The organism is Treponema lecithinolyticum ATCC 700332 (genome assembly GCA_000468055.1).
Taxonomy (GTDB): domain Bacteria; phylum Spirochaetota; class Spirochaetia; order Treponematales; family Treponemataceae; genus Treponema_C; species Treponema_C lecithinolyticum.
The window spans coordinates 156,549-174,697 of record KI260561.1 but is presented as its reverse complement, the minus strand read 5'-3'; the positions used below and the strand labels follow the sequence as shown (position 1 = coordinate 174,697).

At 43.9% G+C, this 18,149-nt stretch carries 18 protein-coding genes; 12 read left to right on the top strand and 6 right to left on the bottom strand.

The window, feature by feature from the left end; translation table 11 throughout:
• Position 1: 1 nt before the first annotated feature.
• The 4 genes from HMPREF9193_RS03585 to HMPREF9193_RS03570 form a co-directional block, all read right to left on the bottom strand.
• Positions 2-985, bottom strand: coding sequence for a LacI family DNA-binding transcriptional regulator (locus HMPREF9193_RS03585; protein WP_040847451.1), 984 nt, complete (start codon positions 983-985; stop codon positions 2-4).
• Positions 986-1,027: 42 nt separating this feature from the next.
• Positions 1,028-2,011, bottom strand: a complete 984-nt coding sequence (locus tag HMPREF9193_RS03580; RefSeq protein ID WP_021686703.1) for an ABC transporter permease — start codon at positions 2,009-2,011, stop codon at positions 1,028-1,030.
• A gap of 6 nt (positions 2,012-2,017) precedes the next feature.
• A complete protein-coding gene (locus HMPREF9193_RS03575; protein WP_021686702.1) occupies positions 2,018-3,514 on the bottom strand; it encodes a sugar ABC transporter ATP-binding protein in 1,497 nt (498 codons plus the stop codon).
• Between the two features lie 97 nt (positions 3,515-3,611).
• A complete protein-coding gene (locus HMPREF9193_RS03570; RefSeq protein ID WP_021686701.1) occupies positions 3,612-4,574 on the bottom strand; it encodes a sugar ABC transporter substrate-binding protein in 963 nt (320 codons plus the stop codon).
• Between the two features lie 255 nt (positions 4,575-4,829).
• Here HMPREF9193_RS03570 and HMPREF9193_RS03560 point away from each other — a divergent pair, with 255 nt between their 5' ends.
• A complete protein-coding gene (locus HMPREF9193_RS03560) occupies positions 4,830-5,873 on the top strand; it encodes an NAD(P)-dependent alcohol dehydrogenase (protein ID WP_021686700.1) in 1,044 nt (347 codons plus the stop codon).
• A 21-nt stretch (positions 5,874-5,894) separates the two neighbouring features.
• On the opposite strand, the gene HMPREF9193_RS03555 is transcribed toward HMPREF9193_RS03560, so the two are convergent.
• A complete protein-coding gene (locus HMPREF9193_RS03555; protein WP_021686699.1) occupies positions 5,895-7,349 on the bottom strand; it encodes a DUF1015 domain-containing protein in 1,455 nt (484 codons plus the stop codon).
• Positions 7,350-7,406: 57 nt separating this feature from the next.
• Here HMPREF9193_RS03555 and rpoN point away from each other — a divergent pair, with 57 nt between their 5' ends.
• The 11 genes from rpoN to HMPREF9193_RS03500 all read left to right on the top strand — a co-directional run bounded on the left by rpoN (position 7,407) and on the right by HMPREF9193_RS03500 (position 17,763).
• Entirely contained in the window at positions 7,407-8,861 is a 1,455-nt protein-coding gene (rpoN, locus tag HMPREF9193_RS03550) for an RNA polymerase factor sigma-54 (protein WP_040847447.1), read from the top strand.
• A gap of 34 nt (positions 8,862-8,895) precedes the next feature.
• Complete coding sequence (locus HMPREF9193_RS03545; protein WP_021686697.1) at positions 8,896-9,186, top strand: HPF/RaiA family ribosome-associated protein; 291 nt, start codon at positions 8,896-8,898, stop codon at positions 9,184-9,186.
• Positions 9,187-9,235: 49 nt separating this feature from the next.
• A complete protein-coding gene (gene hprK / locus HMPREF9193_RS03540; RefSeq protein ID WP_021686696.1) occupies positions 9,236-10,225 on the top strand; it encodes an HPr(Ser) kinase/phosphatase in 990 nt (329 codons plus the stop codon).
• A gap of 59 nt (positions 10,226-10,284) precedes the next feature.
• Positions 10,285-10,551 carry an HPr family phosphocarrier protein gene (locus HMPREF9193_RS03535; protein ID WP_021686695.1) on the top strand — a complete coding sequence of 89 codons (267 nt, stop codon included), beginning with the start codon at positions 10,285-10,287 and terminating at the stop codon, positions 10,549-10,551.
• 8 nt (positions 10,552-10,559) lie between these two features.
• The gene (lexA, locus tag HMPREF9193_RS03530) at positions 10,560-11,171 is read left to right on the top strand and encodes a transcriptional repressor LexA (RefSeq protein ID WP_021686694.1); all 612 of its coding nucleotides are present in this window, start codon (positions 10,560-10,562) and stop codon (positions 11,169-11,171) included.
• Complete coding sequence (holA, locus tag HMPREF9193_RS03525; protein ID WP_021686693.1) at positions 11,168-12,187, top strand: DNA polymerase III subunit delta; 1,020 nt, start codon at positions 11,168-11,170, stop codon at positions 12,185-12,187. The genes lexA and holA overlap by 4 nt, the downstream gene beginning before the upstream one ends.
• A gap of 53 nt (positions 12,188-12,240) precedes the next feature.
• Positions 12,241-13,530 (top strand): S1C family serine protease, encoded by a 1,290-nt coding sequence (locus tag HMPREF9193_RS03520; RefSeq protein WP_021686692.1) that lies wholly within the window; start codon positions 12,241-12,243, stop codon positions 13,528-13,530.
• Positions 13,530-15,518: an excinuclease ABC subunit UvrB gene (uvrB, locus tag HMPREF9193_RS03515; RefSeq protein WP_021686691.1), complete on the top strand. Its 1,989-nt coding sequence runs from the start codon at positions 13,530-13,532 to the stop codon at positions 15,516-15,518. The genes HMPREF9193_RS03520 and uvrB overlap by 1 nt, the downstream gene beginning before the upstream one ends.
• A 13-nt stretch (positions 15,519-15,531) precedes the next feature.
• A complete protein-coding gene (locus HMPREF9193_RS03510) occupies positions 15,532-16,032 on the top strand; it encodes a deoxycytidylate deaminase (protein WP_021686690.1) in 501 nt (166 codons plus the stop codon).
• Positions 16,033-16,043: 11 nt separating this feature from the next.
• Positions 16,044-17,171, top strand: a complete 1,128-nt coding sequence (locus HMPREF9193_RS03505) for an MBL fold metallo-hydrolase (RefSeq protein WP_021686689.1) — start codon at positions 16,044-16,046, stop codon at positions 17,169-17,171.
• 112 nt (positions 17,172-17,283) lie between these two features.
• On the top strand, positions 17,284-17,763 hold the full coding sequence (locus tag HMPREF9193_RS03500) for a Fur family transcriptional regulator (protein ID WP_245565491.1): 480 nt from the start codon (positions 17,284-17,286) through the stop codon (positions 17,761-17,763).
• A gap of 6 nt (positions 17,764-17,769) precedes the next feature.
• Here the strand turns inward: HMPREF9193_RS03500 and rpmB are convergent, their stop codons facing one another.
• Entirely contained in the window at positions 17,770-17,961 is a 192-nt protein-coding gene (rpmB, locus tag HMPREF9193_RS03495) for a 50S ribosomal protein L28 (protein ID WP_021686687.1), read from the bottom strand.
• Positions 17,962-18,149 lie beyond the last annotated feature (188 nt).

Here is an 18,149-nt window from a genome sequence, read left to right as displayed (position 1 = left end):
TTCAAGGATTTAACCTGTTTACAATTTCAACATCCAAAAAAATTTCACGTTTTACAGTGTTGCCGATATCGTTTTTGGATATTAACCGAATTAACTCTTCCATTGCTTGTACTCCTATTTCAACGGAAGGCTGACTGACAACTGAAATAGGATATTTTAAATAATCCATCCACCGGTTGTCATCGTATGAAACAATTTTTAAATCATCGGGTATACGCAACCCCAGTTCTTCTATTGTGCTGACTACTTGATAACCGATATCCGAAGTTGCGCAAATTAAAGCGTCCAAGTGCATGCTTCGCACAAAGTCCATAATCTTTTTATTTGAATCTTCGGCATGGTAATGGAGTTCCAAAACCGCCGGTTCCAATTGAGGAAAAAATTCACGCATGCACGCTTTATAGCCTCGTGCCCGATGATACGCTGTATACACAGTTTGCGCATAACCTATAAATCCCATTCGTTTGCAGTTTTGTTTCATCAAATATTCGGCTGCAAGGCGTCCGCTTTCATAATTATTTATACCTACAAACGTATGCGTATGTTTATTGAATTGCCTATCGACCAGTACCACCGGAATAGAAGCATTTAAAAGTAAGGGCGGATAGGCAAAAGCATCTACCGGCGACAATATTAAACCGCTGATTTTTTTTTCTAAAAGAAGCTCAATATTTTTAATTTCTTTTTCGGTTGTATAGTTTGAATCACAAATCAACAGCGAAAACCCTTCCTCGGATGCAAAGGTTTCCATAGATTTTATAAGCGAAATATAATAATCTTCCGTAATATTAGGTACTACAATGCCGATATATTCTATCTTTGCCGAGGGAGCTTTTTCAATTTGATATTCCATTTTTTGGATAATATTGAGAACATGCTCTCTCGTCGCTGATTTTACATACCGTGTTTTATTTACTACATGCGATACCGTTGTAATGGAAACACCCGCTTCTCGGGCGACATCGCTCATTGTTATATCTTTCACTATATTGTCCGTCTTGCATTGTACTTGCACAGCAGGTTTATTTCAAGACGACAAAGCGGTATTTTCCGTCATAATTTTTGTACGGCGGTTTTTAGCCCATATATCGTACGAAACGGCAAGTGCAATAATCGCTCCGCGTGTTATTTGCTGCAAGTACGAATTTACGTTCATAAGATTCATTATATTATTTAAAAATCCTACAATAAAAGCACCGACGAGAGTTCCGCCTGCCGTACCGAGTCCACCGGAAAAGCTAGTTCCGCCTATTATAGATGAAGTTAATGCATGAAATTCGTAATTTATAGCTCCGTTAGGCAATCCGCCGTTTACCCGCGACATAAACAAAACTCCGGCAATACCGACAAAAACACCGTGCAGTACAAATGCGAGTATCTTGTTTTTACGTACATTAATACCGGAAGCAACGGCAGCTTCTTCGTTTCCGCCAATGGCATAAAGAGAACGACCGAAAGCGGTATGATTTAAAATATACCAAGTAAATATTAGAATAAAAATTAAAAAGATAATGGGTGTCGGTACAAATAAAACGGAACCCTGCCCGACACGGACATAGTTTCCTATTTGATAAATATTTTGTCCGTTTGTGTATAAAAGAGCAGCTCCGCGCGCCATCGTCTGCATAGCCAGCGTAGCAATAAACGGAGGTGTTTTTAATTCGGTAACCAAAAGTGCATTAAGCACGTTGCAAAAAACACCGACGGCAATCGCTACAACAAAAGCTGCGATCATCGGCATACCGGCTTTATATGCAGCAACGGATAACAAGCCCGATAATGCCAAAACGGAACCGGCGGATAAATCTATCATTCCACAAATAATAAGCAAGGTTTCACCGAAAGCAAGAATAGTTGTTACCGATATTTGCCGGGAAACGTTTCCTAAATTTCCAGGCGAAAAGAAGTTCGGGTTTATAATCGACGACAAAATAATCAAAAAAAGCAGTACAAAATAGATACTGTATTTTTTTGTTATTACGTTCCAAATATTCTTTATATGTGCTTTCATATTCTCCTACACCTCTTTTATTTTTGTTGCATATTTCATAATGCGTTCTTGCGAAAAATCTTTTCGTTCGATAACTGCGGTAATACGCCCTTCTGCCATAACATAAATTCGGTCGCACAAACCGATAAGCTCCGGCAATTCCGAAGAAACCATAATAAGCCCCTTTTGAGATGCTGCAAGCGTATTCATCAGTTTGTATATTTCATATTTTGCCCCCACATCAATACCGCGCGTAGGTTCATCCAAAATCAAAATTTCGGGGTCGCACAGCATCCATTTTGCAAACACAACCTTTTGCTGATTGCCGCCACTCAACGATTCTACAGATGTAGTGTACGAAGGAGTGCGCACATTTAATTTCTGAAATATTTTTTTGACGGTATTTATTTCTTTACTTTTATGACAAAAGCCGTTATAAAAAAATGACTTTAGATGAGCAAGGCTCGCATTTTCCAAAACGCTTCGCACAGGTATTATGCCGTACCTGCGCCTGTCTTCGGAAAGCATAACCATCTTGTTTTGTATGCTGTCTTTAACCCGTTTTATGGAAACATCTTTATTTTTAATACGAATTGAACCGCTCGTATACCGATCCAAACCGAATAAAGAACGCATAACTTCCGTCCTGCCCGCCCCCATAAGTCCTGCAAAACCGATAATCTCTCCCTGATATAAATCGAAAGAAATATCGTTAAAAACACCTGTTTGGGTAAAAGAGCTTACTTGTAAAAGACGGTTACCGCGCTCAACAGTCAATTTGGGAAAATTATTTTCGATTTTTCGTCCTACCATTGAAGCAATAAGGCTGTCAACCGTAAAACAGTTTGCATTTTGAGTTTCTATTACTTTACCGTCACGTAAAACGGTAATTTCATCGGCTATTTTAAAAATCTCATCCATCCTGTGCGATATATAAATGATAGCGATCCCGCGTTTTTTTAATTCACTTATTTTTAAAAACAACTTTGCGACTTCCCGCTCCGATAAAGCAGATGTCGGTTCATCCATAATAATGACACGGGCATCATAAGAAATCGCTTTTAGAATCTCCAGCATTTGAATATCGGAAACTGATAAATCTTTTAACTTTGCAGTAGGTTTATAAGAAAGATGTTCTTTTGCGAAAAGCTGCAACGTTTTTTCCCGGATAGCTTTCCAGTCGATTTTATGTAAAAAACCTCTCGGCCAATTTCCTACAACCAAACTTTCTTCTACGCTCATTTCAGGAATGTAATTTAACTCCTGAAAAATCATAGAAATACCTAAACGCCGCGCATATATAGGTGAATTGATACGAACAGCTTGTCCGCCAATACATATAGTCCCTGAATCGGGTTGATAAACACCGTTAATTATTTTCATGAGGGTTGATTTACCCGCGCCGTTTTCTCCACACAGCACGTGTACCGACGCTTTTTTTACTTCAAAACTTACATCACTAAGCGCTTTTACTCCGGGAAAAGATTTTGTAATGTTTTGTATTTTCAATACAACGTCAGCCATGCATACCTCTTGCCGAAAAAAAACTAAAATAAAAGCGAAGACGTTTAAAAAAAATCAAAACGTCTTCGTCTGTTTGTTATTAATCTTATTTACATTCTTACAGCGCACCGGCTTTTTTATGCATTTCTATATACGTATCGGCATTTTCTTTTGTAACAAGGGGGTTGCCGATATCTATATCGATTTGCTTTTCTTCGCCTTTGAGCAATTTATCCGTTGTGGAAAGCAGCAATTCTGCAAGGTCATATGCACTTTGCAAACACGTGGAAGTCATAATTCCGTCTTTAATAAGAAGAACCGCTTCAGCCGTACCATCAACTCCGTATGCAAGCGTATTTTTATATTTGGAATTTCCTTTTATAACTTCCAAAGCTCCTGCACACATATTGTCGTTCATAGATATAATCGCATCGATTTTGTCATTGGACTGAACCCAATCTTCCATAAGGTTCATAGCTTCATCTTTGTTCCAATTTGCAATTTGCTCGCCTACAATAACGACATCAGGACGTTTGTCAAAAAATTCTTTTTGCCAGCTTTTTCTGCGCTCATCGGCATGAAAGTTTCCGGGAGGTCCTTTTAATACGACGACTTTTGCATTTTGAGGTATTTGCGTAACCGCTTCACGCGCATTTACAGCAGCTTGAGCATAAGGGTCGGCATCGACCGACGAAGCCCCAACAATACCGGCAATACGTGCGTTTGTCGTAATACAAATAATTCCGGCTTGGACGATTTTTTCCGCATACGGACGCTGCGATTCACCGTTATTCGGCTGCACAATAATAGCATCGAATTTATTCGTTATCGCGTTTTCTATTAAAGCATTTTCCACGCTGTCCGACGCTTGCCCGTCAAAAACTTCCAGTTTTATATTCGGATATTTTGCAGCCTCTTCTTTTACCGCGTTGGCAAGCCATGCGGCAAACGAATCTGCTTGTGCACGTGCTATGTAGGCAACCCTCTTTGTTGACGCATCCGTTTTTTGCCTGCAGCCGACCGATACAAGCATAACGACGACAACTACGCACACCCACAGCCATGTGTGTTTTCGTTTCATATTATTCCTCCTTTTATTGCGTATTTTTGCGCAAAAATATATACTTTAAGGATAGCACAGTTTTATGATTTGTCAAGTTTTTTTTAATAATTCTAAAATCACTGTCAATTTATTGGACAAATTTAATATTATTAGCTGTTTTTCCGGATATTTTTCGGTAAATTTTTATATTTTTTTGCGGAAAATTTTTGACAAATATATTATGTTATGCTACTCTTATAGTGTCATTTTATTATGCTTTAAGGAGGAATCATAATGAAATCTCTTGTTCTTGAAAAAGTAAACACGGCAAAAGTACGTGATTTTGAAATTACTGAACAACTCGGTGACAGCGATGTTAGAATTAAACCGGTAAACATCGGTATATGCGGAAGCGATGTTCATTATTACCTGCACGGACGAATCGGTTCTTTTGTCGTAACACAGCCGATGATTTTAGGACACGAAGCCAGTGGAATAATTATAGAAACCGGCAAAAAAGTACGTACGCTTAAAACGGGCGACAGGGTGTGCATGGAACCCGGTATTCCCAATTTTATGAGCAGTCAAACCCTGGAAGGGATGTATAATTTGGATCCCGATGTGGCTTTTTGGGCTACCCCTCCCATTCACGGCTGCGCACGCGAATCGGTAGTACACCCGGCTGCACTAACTTTTAAATTGCCCGACAACGTATCATTTGAAGAAGGCGCTCTTGTAGAACCGACGGCAATCGGTGTATATGCTTCAAAAAAAGCTAAAATAGAACCGGGCGATATTGCGATTGTAACAGGTGCGGGCACCATCGGTATAGTAACCGCATTGGCGGCATTGGCAGCGGGTTGTTCAACCGTTATTCTTGTTGATATAAAACAAACCAAACTTGATTTTATAACAAATCAATACGGAAAAAGCGGACGGATTATATGCGTCAACACTGCAAAAACTTCCGTTCAGGACATATTAAAAAAATATAAAATCAACGGGGCAGACATTTTTTTTGAAGCAAGCGGCAGTCCGCATGCATGCAGGAACTTTACGGATTGGCTGCGTCCCGGCGGCAGATCGGTTTTTATCGGCATGCCCGCCGATCCGATTCCTATGGATATAGTAGGAATGCAAGTAAAAGAAATTTCGGTATCGACTATCTTTCGTTACGCAAACATGTATCCGAGGACACTGCGTCTCATATCTTCCGGTATTTTAAACGTTGCACCGCTTATTACCCACCGTTTTAAGTTTGAAGACGGAGAAAAAGCATTTGCCTTTGCCGGCACAATGCCCGAAGATGCGGTAAAAATTATGCTGACGGTAAACTGAGCGCTGCACAATAGTTCTACGCTACGCAAGAGAGCGGCATTCCAGATAAAAGCGTTTTTCGCTCGCTTCGCCCATAGAAAAACTTTTGCGCGGCAGCGAACCGTACTGCGCTACCGTTGCAAAAAAGCGTTCCTTTGCAATGTGCGGCATTAAAATCGAAACCGTATCCGCTTGCTTTGCCAAGCGGAATACTTCGTCCGTACCGTGAATGTAATCGATTTCAACGCGCCGTTTATGAGGCACTGAAGATTCGCCGCTTTGTGCCGCGCCGATCGACTGCGCGCACTGCGCTTGTTTTATAAAATCATCCAAAACGCTTTGCAAAGCGCTCACTGCCAATCGCTCCAACTTTGCTTCAAGGCACACAAAGCCGCTTTTTTGCGAAACAAAACCGAATGCCGAAGCGGATGAAGCAACGCGCCGGACAAGCTCGTTTTTATCTGAACAGGGAATAAGCGTCCCGTCCAGCTTTCGGCGCACAAAGTCGGCTAAAGCATCGGCATCGGTATTAAACAGCACGCGGTGTATCGGCTCAAACACAAGCCCCTCATCGTATAAATTGACGATTTCCACAAGCGCGTAACGAAGCGGGCTGTCTTTTATACTTTCGTTAATGCCGATACTTCCGTCCGCTTGTTCGATACCGCCGAAACACTTTTTGTATTCGTTCCATACGGCTTTTGCCGTTGCAAGCGAGTGGTTGCCGTCGCCTACCGCAAATAAAAACACCGAGCCATCGGCAGCGGTATTGGCAGCGGCGATGCGCTCAAGCGCACAAGCTGCCGTCTTTTGAGCTTCGGTTGAACACAGGCTCCAGCCTGTAATATGCCCCGCACCCAGCATAAGTTCCGTGTCGTATAAAGGCGGCAGCGCGTGTTCAGGAGTTTTTACGCAACCGGTGTTTTCCGCTTGAGCCGGAATTTTTCCGGTTTTAGCGATGCTGCCGACCGCTTCAACAAACATATGTTTTGGGTCGTTTACCAAAAGCATAATATGCGGCGTTTCAAGCGGCGCACCGCTTCTAATTGCGATGCGTGCGGGAATACGTTCCTCAATAGTTTCTTCGGTTGCCCGTATTTTTGCCATGCTGCACGTTTTCCAATCATATTGTTCCAAATCGATACAGCACACCAAGCCCTTGCGCATTCTGCCGTAAGCACTCGTGCGCTCGGTATACACCGCAGCATGCACGGGAGGGGCAAATACGCCGTCTGCCAAATAGGTTTTCATTGTGCGGTGAATATTGTTTATATACGTTTGTTTTTCGGTTTCGGAAAATTCATCCAAATATACTTCGGGCAAAATCATATGTAAAGTTGACGGATTTTTATGCACCGCAGCGCTCACTTTTTGCCAATACGCTTTATCCTGCGTGTACTGATCGCAGGCTATAACCGCCCATTGTAAAAGCGGTATTTCTTTTTTCGGAAGCAAAATATCAGGAATTTTTAAAGCATATTTTCCCAAAATTTCCATAAATGCAGTATACCGAAAAAAAATAATGTGTGCTATACTTTAACGCAGAGGAAAAACGTGAGCGAACTACGGCTGAATTACAATCAAAGTTTTCAACAGCAAATGCGTTTATCGCCGCAAATGGTTCAGTCGATCAATTTACTTTCGCTGCCGCTGGAAGATTTGCACGAACGTTTATACGAAGAAGCCGAAAAAAATCCTGCACTCGAAATTATCGACGATGGCATTTGGGAACCGCCGTCGATACGTGTAAGCGCAAAAAGCGGAAGCGCTGCCGAAAGCGATGCTCACCAAGCTTTTTTGGAAAGCACACCTGCAGCACAAGAGTCTTTGCAAGAACATTTGCTTTCGCAATTGGCGCTGCTGCCGTTGAGCGACGATGAGCGACAGCTGGGCGAAAGGATAATTCAAAACTTAAATGACCGCGGGTACAATGCATCAGATCCGGCAAGTCTTTTAGGAAAACAAGACAGCACACAGTCGTTAAAAAAAATGCTCGGCATTGTCCGCCGATTGGATCCGGTCGGAACTGCATGTGCCGATTTGCAGGAAAGTTTAGCCGTTCAAGCAGAACAGCACACGGATGCGCCCTTTCTTGCACTCGATATTCTAAAACATCACTTTACCGTATTGGAAAAAAAACGTGCCATACGCATTCGAAAAGCGCTGGCAGAACAAGGTGTACAATGTACGCTCGAGCAAACGGAACAAGCGCTTGAGTTTATCCGCTCGCTCAATCCCTTTCCCGCAAGCCGCTTTGACAAGGCAGGAAGTGAAAACGGCATACGTTTTGCAGTCCCCGAAGTATCGGTACGCAAAGCAACCGATGAAGAACGTGAAGAAACGGGCAATACTTTTATTATCGAATTTCTAAAAGAAAACATACCGCATATCGGCATTTCGCCGCTTTACGAAAGCATTGCCCAAAACAAAACGGACAAAAATTCTCAGCGTTTTGCCCTTGAAGCACTCCGAGACGCCCGCCAGTTTATACATGCGCTGAATATGCGCACCAAAACCCTCACGGCGGCGGTATACCAAATCGTTTTACACCAAAACATTTTTTTTGAAAAAGGACCGGGTAATTTAATTCCGCTAAAAATGAAAGATATAGCCGAAAAAATCGGCGTGCACGAAACAACGGTTTCGCGCCTTGCAAACGGAAAATACGTACAGTGTGAGTGGGGTATATTCGAAATAAAATATTTTTTTACAAATGCTGCAACGGCAAATCGCAGCACAGCAGCTTCAAATACAGTGCCGCTGATGTCACCTGTACGCTCATCAATATCGGACAGCATTCCGGCATCCACAGAACCTGTTGCAGGCTCCAAAGAGGCGGTAAAGTACATGCTGCAAAAAATCATTACAAATGCGGAAAAAGAAAATTCAAAAAAACTGTCCGACGCTCAACTTGTTACCCTTTTGGAAAAACAGGGCGTGCACATTGCACGGCGTACGGTAGCCAAATACCGGAATGAACTGCACATAGAATCTTCGTTTGACCGCTAGCAAAAACCGGTGTATACTGGTGTTAGGAGGACATATGGACACGACAATCAACGCCGTAGGATTCGAACTCGACAAAGATCAGTCCGATTTAATTTGCAAAAAGCTGGAACGCATTAAATACGCCGATGATTTAATTGTGGATTTGCTTTTCCGCGTTAAAGAAAATAAAAAATATATTTTCGATGCTACCGTAAATTTCAGATGGGGCGTTTCGGCACACGTTTCCGCCGATGATTATGAGTTTGCAGCCGGCTTAAACAAGCTTATGGACATACTCGATCAAAAAGTCAAAAAAGAAAAAGACAAAATTCAGCAAAAAAACTAAAACAGCTGCGGCGGTTGAATGTTTTTTCCGTTAAGTGTATAGTTTGGCTATGGCTGAAAAAAGCTTTACCGTACTTGACTTACTTGATTTGGATTTAAAAGGTCATAATTCGCTCAATTTACGGTGTGTGTGCGGAAGAAACGGACTGGGAAGAGAAATAACGCTTCCGGATTTAAACCGCCCCGGGCTTGCGTTGTCCGGATTTTACGAATCTTTCGGTTTTCAGCGTGTACAAGTATTCGGGCGGGGAGAAACCGCTTTTTTAGAAAAAATCGTCCGCGAAAACAACCTCGATGTAATAAACCGCTTGTTTTCTTACCATATTCCCTGCTGTATTTTTACCCACAACCTTGAACCCCCTGCGGAATTTGCCGCAATTTCTGATAAATCCGGCTGTCCCGTTTTACAAACCGATTTGGAATCCACCGATTTTTCTACGCGCCTTTTGCGTTTGTTTTCCGATATCTTTGCTCCGCGCAAAAGCATTCACGGTGTTTTAGTGGAAGTATACGGCATCGGCATTATCATACTGGGAGATTCGGGAGTCGGAAAAAGCGAAACGGCTTTGGAATTGATACACCGCGGACACCGGCTTGTTGCGGACGATATCGTAGAAATTCGCTGCGTTAACGGGAACGTATTATTAGGTCAAGGCGCAAATAAGATGATAAGCCACCACATGGAAATACGCGGTTTGGGAATCATCAATATTCAACAGTTGTACGGAGTCGGCGCCATCCGGGAACAAAAAGAAGTGCAATTGGTTGTAAAATTGGAAGAATGGGACGCAAACAAAGTATACGACAGAATCGGCACCAATCAAAAAACAGAAGAGCTGCTGGGCGTTAAAATTCCCGCACTGGAAATTCCGGTAAAACCGGGGCGCAATATTCCGATTATTTTGGAAACGGCGGCTATGAATGAACGCTTAAAAAGCATGGGCTATTATTCCGCACGTGAGTTTAACCAAAACGTATTGCGATGGATAGAAAGCGGAGAAGCCCGTTCCGCCTATTATACGGGCGAGGATACATACTGATACGGCGCGGCTGTGCAAAACCGAAAGTTTTTTAACAGCCGGCGTAAGAGGAGTTTGTTTTGGCAGAAAAATTATTAACCGTTCGAAACAGAGCGGGAATACACGCGCGACCTGCAGCTTTGATTGCACAAACGGCAAATAAATTTGCTGCGGAAGTGCTTATGGAAAAAGACGGAACCGTTATAAACGCAAAGTCCATCATGGGTGTTATCACTATGGCGGCAGGATACAACACAACGCTTAAAGTAAAAGCAGACGGACCGGACGCCGCTCAAGCTATAGAAGCGCTCAGCGCATTATTTGAAAATAAATTTGAAGAAGAGTAGAATTTAATATGAAAGAGCTGACAAGCCGACAACAGGAAGTGCTCCGCTTTATAACTTCTTTTACCGAAGAAAATTCCTGTCCGCCGACCGTCAGAGAAACGGGCATGCATTTTTGCATTTCGGTAAAAGCAGTGCAAGACCATTTTGCCGCATTGCGCAAAAAAGGCTACCTTGCCCCTGCAGTAAGACGCTCGCGCTCATTAAAAATACTGATAGACGATACCGACAACCAAATGCGCCGAAGCGAATGCATACCCGTATTGGGAAGCGTCGCCGCAGGACACCCTATATTTTGCGATGAAAATTACAGCGGCTCGGTGTATGTTCCCGGTTCAATGGTGCAAAAAGACCAGCAGTATTTTGCCGTGTATGTGCGAGGCGACAGCATGATTGACGCCGGTATTTTGGAAGGAGACCTTGCCGTTATACGTCAGCAAGAGCATGCCCGCAACGGCAGCATTGTTGTAGCCTTGATTGATGAAGACGTTACGCTTAAACGTTTTTTTAAAGAAGCGGAGCGCATCCGCTTACAGCCGGAAAACCCCAAATATAATCCGCTGTATTGCACAAATATAAAAATCTTAGGCGTATTATCAAATATTATAAGGAATTACCGATGAGCACGGCTCCCCTATGGCTTTTTACCGGTCCGGAATTGGGACAGCGCCGCGACAGCATAGAGCAATTGCGGCAAAAAGCAAAAAAACTGTTCGGTCAAACTGACGAGTACCGGTTTTATGCAAACGACAGCCGTATTGCCGATATTGTATCGCTATTGCAAAACGAATCTTTATTTGCTTCGGCACGTTTTATCGTTTTGCATAACAGCGAAGACATAAAATTAAAAGCCGATATCGATATGCTTGCCGATTGGGCGGCACAAGCGGCAAAACAAGGGGAGCAAGGCGGCGCATGGCTTATTTTGGATTCCGATGAAATTTCGGTAGATAAAAAACTAGAAAACATTGTTGCCAAAGCAAACCGTCGCATTTTTTGGGAATTGTTCGAAAATCAAAAAAACGCATGGCTTCAAAATTGGTTTTCAAAAGAAGGTTTTACTATAGATAGCGACGCGTGCGACGCTATCCTTGACTTAGTGGAAAACAATACGGAAACGCTTAAAAGCGAATGCTCGCGTTTTTTATTGTGTTTTGATAAAAACCGTTTGGAAACAAAGCCTCACATAAGCGTTGCCGATGTAGACGCCGTTTTAACGCGCGACCGGCAAGAGTCTCCTTTTACCCTTTTTGCCGCTTTGTGCAACACGGCAAAAAACGCCGCCCAGCGTTTAACCGATGCTTTAAGTATTTTGCAGCACATACGCCGCTCAAAAGAATCTTCTGCCGTGCAGCTTATTGCAGGGCTTACCTATTGCTTTAGAAAATTGCGCATATATCAGCGCTTGGCAAAAAACGGCAGTATAAGCGACTTTGAATTAAAAACAAACGGCTTTACAAGCAAACGCTTACAAAGCCAATATGCCCAAGCAGGCAAATTGTGGAACTCAACGGATACACTCGCCTGTCTTGCCCTGCTTTCACGCACCGATATGAATATCCGCCGCAGCGGAAGCGGCACCGAAGACACCGAACTGCAGCTTATGCTGTATAAACTAAGCATACCTACAAACACGTAATAAAATCCGCTGCGAGTGTGGATATTTATTTGTTTTTTTACTATATTTTATCTATGAAACTGTATACAAAACGTCATGTTATTTTAGCGGCAGCAGCATCCGCCTTTTTAGGTCTTGCAGTAGCAGGCATTTTTATTTTTATCTACGGCATACACTGCAAATCAAGTGCACACGGCAAAACGGAAGCCGAATATGTTATGCACAACAGCTTTTCAGAAAACGATGCGGCGTCCAGCGAACAAACCGACACGCTTACCGATAGTTTTGTTTTGCAAACATCGGAACCGGCGGAAAAACCCGTGCGCAACACTTCCGACAAATCAACTTTGTATACACAAGACGAGCTGCAAAATATTTCCGTATACGAACGATGCAACGAAGCAGTCGTTAACATCAACACGCAAGTTATGGCGGTTAACTGGTTTTTAGAACCCGTTCCGCAAAACGGCGGTTCCGGATCCGGCTCCATTATCGACAAGCGCGGCTATGTAGTTACCAACGTACACGTAATCGAAAACGCATACAAAATTTATATATCACTGTCGGACGGAACGCAGTACGAAGGCAGCGTTGTGGGAACCGACGAAGCAAGCGATATCGCCGTGCTTAAATTTGAAGCGCCGCGCGGCACCGAACTTAAAACCATCGGATTCGGAAACTCCGATTCTTTAAAAGTCGGACAAAAGCTTATCGCCATAGGTAACCCTTTCGGTTTGGAACGTACGATGACTACCGGAATTGTTTCCGGCTTAGGACGCCCGATTCAATCGTCGTCGGGTAATATCATCCGCAATATGATACAAACCGATACGGCTATAAACCCGGGCAATTCGGGCGGTCCGCTTTTGGACACACAAGGGCGGATGGTCGGCATAAACAATATGATTTATTCCACATCGGGAAGCTCTGCAGGCATAGGTTTTGCAGTTCCCGTAAACACGGCAAAGCGGGTAGTTGCCGACTTAATTCAATACGGTGCCGTGCGTCGCGGCGTACTGGACCCGAAAGCAAAACTGGTACAGCTTAATTCATCCATAGCTTCTTATGCAAAACTGTCGGTATCTTCGGGCTTATTGATATCTGAATTAACACAAGGCGGAAACGCCGAAAAAGCAGGTCTTCGCGCGGGAACTGAAGCCGTACGCTACGGCAGCAGCAGAAACGCCGTTATCATTTATTTGGGCGGAGATGTTATTACCGCTATAGACGGAACTGCCGTAAGCGGTTATGCCGATTACTATTCGCTTTTGGAAAGCAAAAAACCCGGCGATTCGGTAACGCTTACCGTTCAACGGGGCAAAAAAAGCGAACGCATAACAGTTGTACTTAGCGAGGCAAAGTAGTGCGCCCGTTTAAAGTGATTTCTTCGTTTGAACCTTCCGGCGATCAGCCGCAAGCCATCGAAACGCTTGCACGAGGTTTTTTAAACGGAGAGCGCTTTCAAACACTCAAAGGTGTTACCGGCTCGGGCAAAACCTTTACTATGGCAAAAATCATAGAACAAGTGCAGCGCCCCACTTTGATTATAAGCCACAACAAAACGCTTTCGGCGCAGTTGTACCGCGAATTCAAAGGATTTTTTCCGAACAACGCTGTAGAATATTTTGTATCGTACTACGACTACTACCAGCCCGAAGCGTACGTGCCGGCACGCGATTTATACATAGAAAAAGACGCTTCCATAAATGACGAAATAGACCGCATGCGTTTAAGCGCAACTTATTCGCTTGTAGAGCGGCGCGACGTTATTGTCGTGGCAACCGTTTCGTGCATTTACGGTTTGGGCATGCCCGAAATTTACCGCGACATGAGCATTCATATAGAAAAAGGCGAGCGCTTTACTCCGGACAAATTTGCAAAAAAACTGGTTTCTTTGCAGTATGAACGCAACGACGCGGTATTGGAACGCGGCAATTTCCGTATCCGCGGTGATGTTATGGAAATTTTTCCCGCTTATATGCATGAAGCGTACCGCATAGAACTCGACTGGGAAGAAATTGTACGCATACGGCGCTTTGACCCCATAAGCGGCGAAATCCGTGAAGACATGGACGAGCTTATGCTGTATCCTGCAAAACACTTTATCGTTCCGCCGGAAATGCTGCAAGCAGCGCAAGATCGCATAAAAGCCGAAATGGAAAATCAAGTTGAGTTTTTACTTTCTTCAGACAAAAATATCGAAGCTGAGCGTTTAAAAACGCGCACCACATACGATCTTGAAATGATAGCGGAAATGGGCTATTGCCCCGGTATAGAAAATTATTCGGGTCCTATAACCGGAAGGCAGCGCGGTCAGCCTCCGGCAACGCTGCTGCACTATTTTCCCGACGATTTTTTGTGCATGATCGACGAATCGCACGTAACGCTTTCGCAAATCGGCGCGATGTACGAAGGAGACCGCAGCCGCAAAACAAATCTCATAAATTTCGGCTTCCGTCTTCCAAGTGCGCTGGACAATCGCCCGCTCAAATTTGCCGAATTTGAAAAAAAACTGAACCAAACCCTGTTTGTGTCTGCTACCCCCAGAGAAGAAGAAATTAAGCGCAGCAGCCGTATCGTTGAACAAATCATCAGACCTACCGGGCTTTTGGATCCGAACGTAGAGGTACGCCCGAGCGAAGGGCAAATGCAGGATATTTACGGTGAAATCAAACAGCGCATTGCAAAAAACGAACGCTGTTTGGTGTTAACGCTTACAAAAAAAATGGCTGAAGATTTAACCGAATACTTGGACGAATTGCATTTAAAGGTAAAATACATTCATTCAGAAGTGGAAACCATAGAGCGCGTGGAAATCTTAAAAGGTTTGCGTGCAGGAGAGTTCGATGTATTGGTCGGCATTAATTTGCTGCGCGAAGGGATTGACTTACCGGAAGTTTCATTTATTGCGATTTTGGATGCCGATAAAATCGGCTTTTTGCGCTCGGCAACCAGTTTAATACAAATTATCGGACGGGCGGCGCGCAACAGTAGCGGAACAGTCGTTATGTATGCCGACCGCGTCAGTGAAGCGATGAAAGAAGCGATCGAAGAAACAAACCGACGGCGCAGCATTCAGCAAGCGTATAACAGTGAGCACGGCATAACACCGAAGACAGTTGCAAAAGCCATAGACGATATTTTAGTGCGGCGCAACGAAGAAAAAAAGCAAACGGTAAATCAAGAATTGTCGGTAATAAAAGCGGCAACCAATTTGTTTATTCCGGCACAGCGAAAGAAACTTTTAAAATGTATGGAACGTCAAATGACAGAACACGCCGAGCGTCTTGAATTTGAAGAAGCTGCGGCAATACGGGATGAAATCGAAGAAATAAAAAATAAATTCGGCTAATGAAGGATAAAAAATGGATACGGGTATGGAAAAACAAACAGGACGCCCCTCGTGGGATGAATATTTTATGGAAGTGTGCCGCGCAATTGCAAAGCGGGCAACATGCGACCGCGGCAAATCCGGCTGCGTTATAGCAAAAGAAAACCAAATTCTTGCAACCGGCTACGTCGGCTCCCCCTCGGGGTTGCCCCATTGCGATGAAGCGGGGCACGAATTGAAAAAAGTGCTGCACGACGACGGGTCGGTGAGCATGCACTGCGTGCGTACCGTTCACGCCGAACAAAACGCCATTTGCCAAGCCGCGCGCCGCGGAGTTGCCATAGACGGCGCCACCGTCTACTGCAAAATGACCCCTTGCCGCACGTGCGCCATGATGCTCATAAACTGCGGCATAAAGCGTATCGTATGCGAAAAAAAGTACCATGCAGGCGCCGAAAGCGAGCAATTGTTTAAAACGGCGGGCATTCCCCTTGAATACGTAGATGAAAGCGTTGAACAGTACGCAAATCAATAACACATAGGATTATGGAAATTTATTTTGCGGGAACGGGAACCAGCCACGGCATTCCCGTTATCGGCTGCGATTGTGCAGTATGCCGCAGCAAAGACCCAAAAGACACGCGCAGTCGATCGAGTGTTTTTATTACCGGTTCTGACGGCACATCAATCGTTATAGACGCCGGTCCTGATTTTCGTTTTCAAGCTTTAAAAAGAAATTTGTGCCGGCTCGATGCACTGCTGCTTACGCACAGTCACGCCGATCACGTACACGGCATAGACGATTTACGCGTTTTTGCACATACAAAAGCACAAGACAAAAGCGGACGGAAAGGCGCGCTCTTGGACACAAAGAGAGCCGGCAAAAACCCCCTTGCCGTATATGCAAACCGCGACACCATACGCGATATAAAAGAGCGCTTTGCCTATATTTTTCCCGACAGTACACCGAACAGTGCAACAGAGCCGGCACATGACACATCCGACAGCGCATCGCAAAGCCAGCAAGGCGGCGGCAAACCCCTGCTTTGCATGATGGAAGCCGAAAATTTTTGCGAAACTTCTCCGCTTAGCATCGGCTGCCTTAATATAGTTCCCGTTCCCATAAAGCACGGCATTTTAAATGTATGCGGTTGGAAAATCACGGAAAAAAAGGCCGAATTTAACACAGCCGGTGCCTGCAAAACTGATACTAAAATAGATGCCGCCGGTACCGGCAAAACCGAAGCAGGCGGATCCTGCAAGGCAAACAATCCCGATACAGCAAGCGTAAGCTCTTTTGCTTATTTAACCGATTGCAATTTTATAGAAGACAGTTCCATAAACTTAGTACGCGGCGTACAGCATCTAGTGATAGACGCACTGCGCGAAAAAGAACACCCCACCCACCTGCACTTTGCCGAAAGCATACGCTACGCACAAAAAATCGGCGCGCATAACACATGGTTTACCCATATCAGTCACGACAGCTCGCATCGGGATATTATCGATTGGATACGCCGCAACTGCCCGCCGGGTTTTAGCTGTCCGCAGGATTTGAGCAGCACAAACGGCGCGGGATGCACTCAAATCATTTGCACAGAACGTACACAACATACCGGCGCAAACGCTAACACAATCGCAAGTGCCTTCGACGGTTTGGTTTTATACTGCTGAACAAGCAGCTTGTTATCAAGCGGATAGCTACACAAGATGCTTTATCATTGACAAAAAGAAAAACTCATATTATATTTTAATTGTATTAAATACAATTAAAAAGAGGATACAAATGAATACAAAACAACATTCCGCAATTGTGACGGAACGGCCGTTTGCAGATACGCAAATGTGTGCACGGCTTTTAAGCGACAAAGGGGTTCGCCCGTCTTATCCGCGCCTTGCCATATATCAATACGTAAAAAACAGCTGCGCGCATCCGACAGCCGAAACAATGTATGCTGCCTTGCTGCCGACGATCCCTACCCTTTCGCGGACAACCGTTTACAATACGCTTAAACTGTTGGAACAGCGGCATTTGGTACAAAGCGTGTCCATCGAAAACGATGAATTACGCTACGACGCCGACTTAACCGACCATTGGCATTTTAAATGCACAAAATGCGGTCAAGTATACGATGTATACTCGGAAACCGCACAAAAAATAAAAGAAGCTACATCTAAAGCTTTGCCGGAAGGATTTGTGCCGGATAAAATGCAAACGCATATTTGGGGCTTGTGCAGCCACTGCTCACCGTCACAATCAAAATAAAGCTGATTATACTTTTTTGGTAACGTATCCGCTGCGCAAACAGCGGGTGCATAATTTAAGCGTTGTAGTCGTCCCACCTATTTCGGTTTTTACTTCCACTATATTCGGCCGCCACGTTCTTCTGACATGGTTATATGATTTACTAACTTTATTTCCGCTTAAAGAACCTTTTCCGCAAATATCGCATCTTCTGGACATAGAAAACCACCTGTTTCGATAAACACTCACATAAAGCGTGAGCATTTAGTTTAGCAAAAAATCGAAATACAGTCAATAGCCCGTTCTATATAGATCTTGCCGAAAGTATATAGACAAAAGAGCGGACAAAGCACTCTTGTAATTGCAAAGATTTGTAGTATACTATTTGCAAGAAATGGATCGTCTAT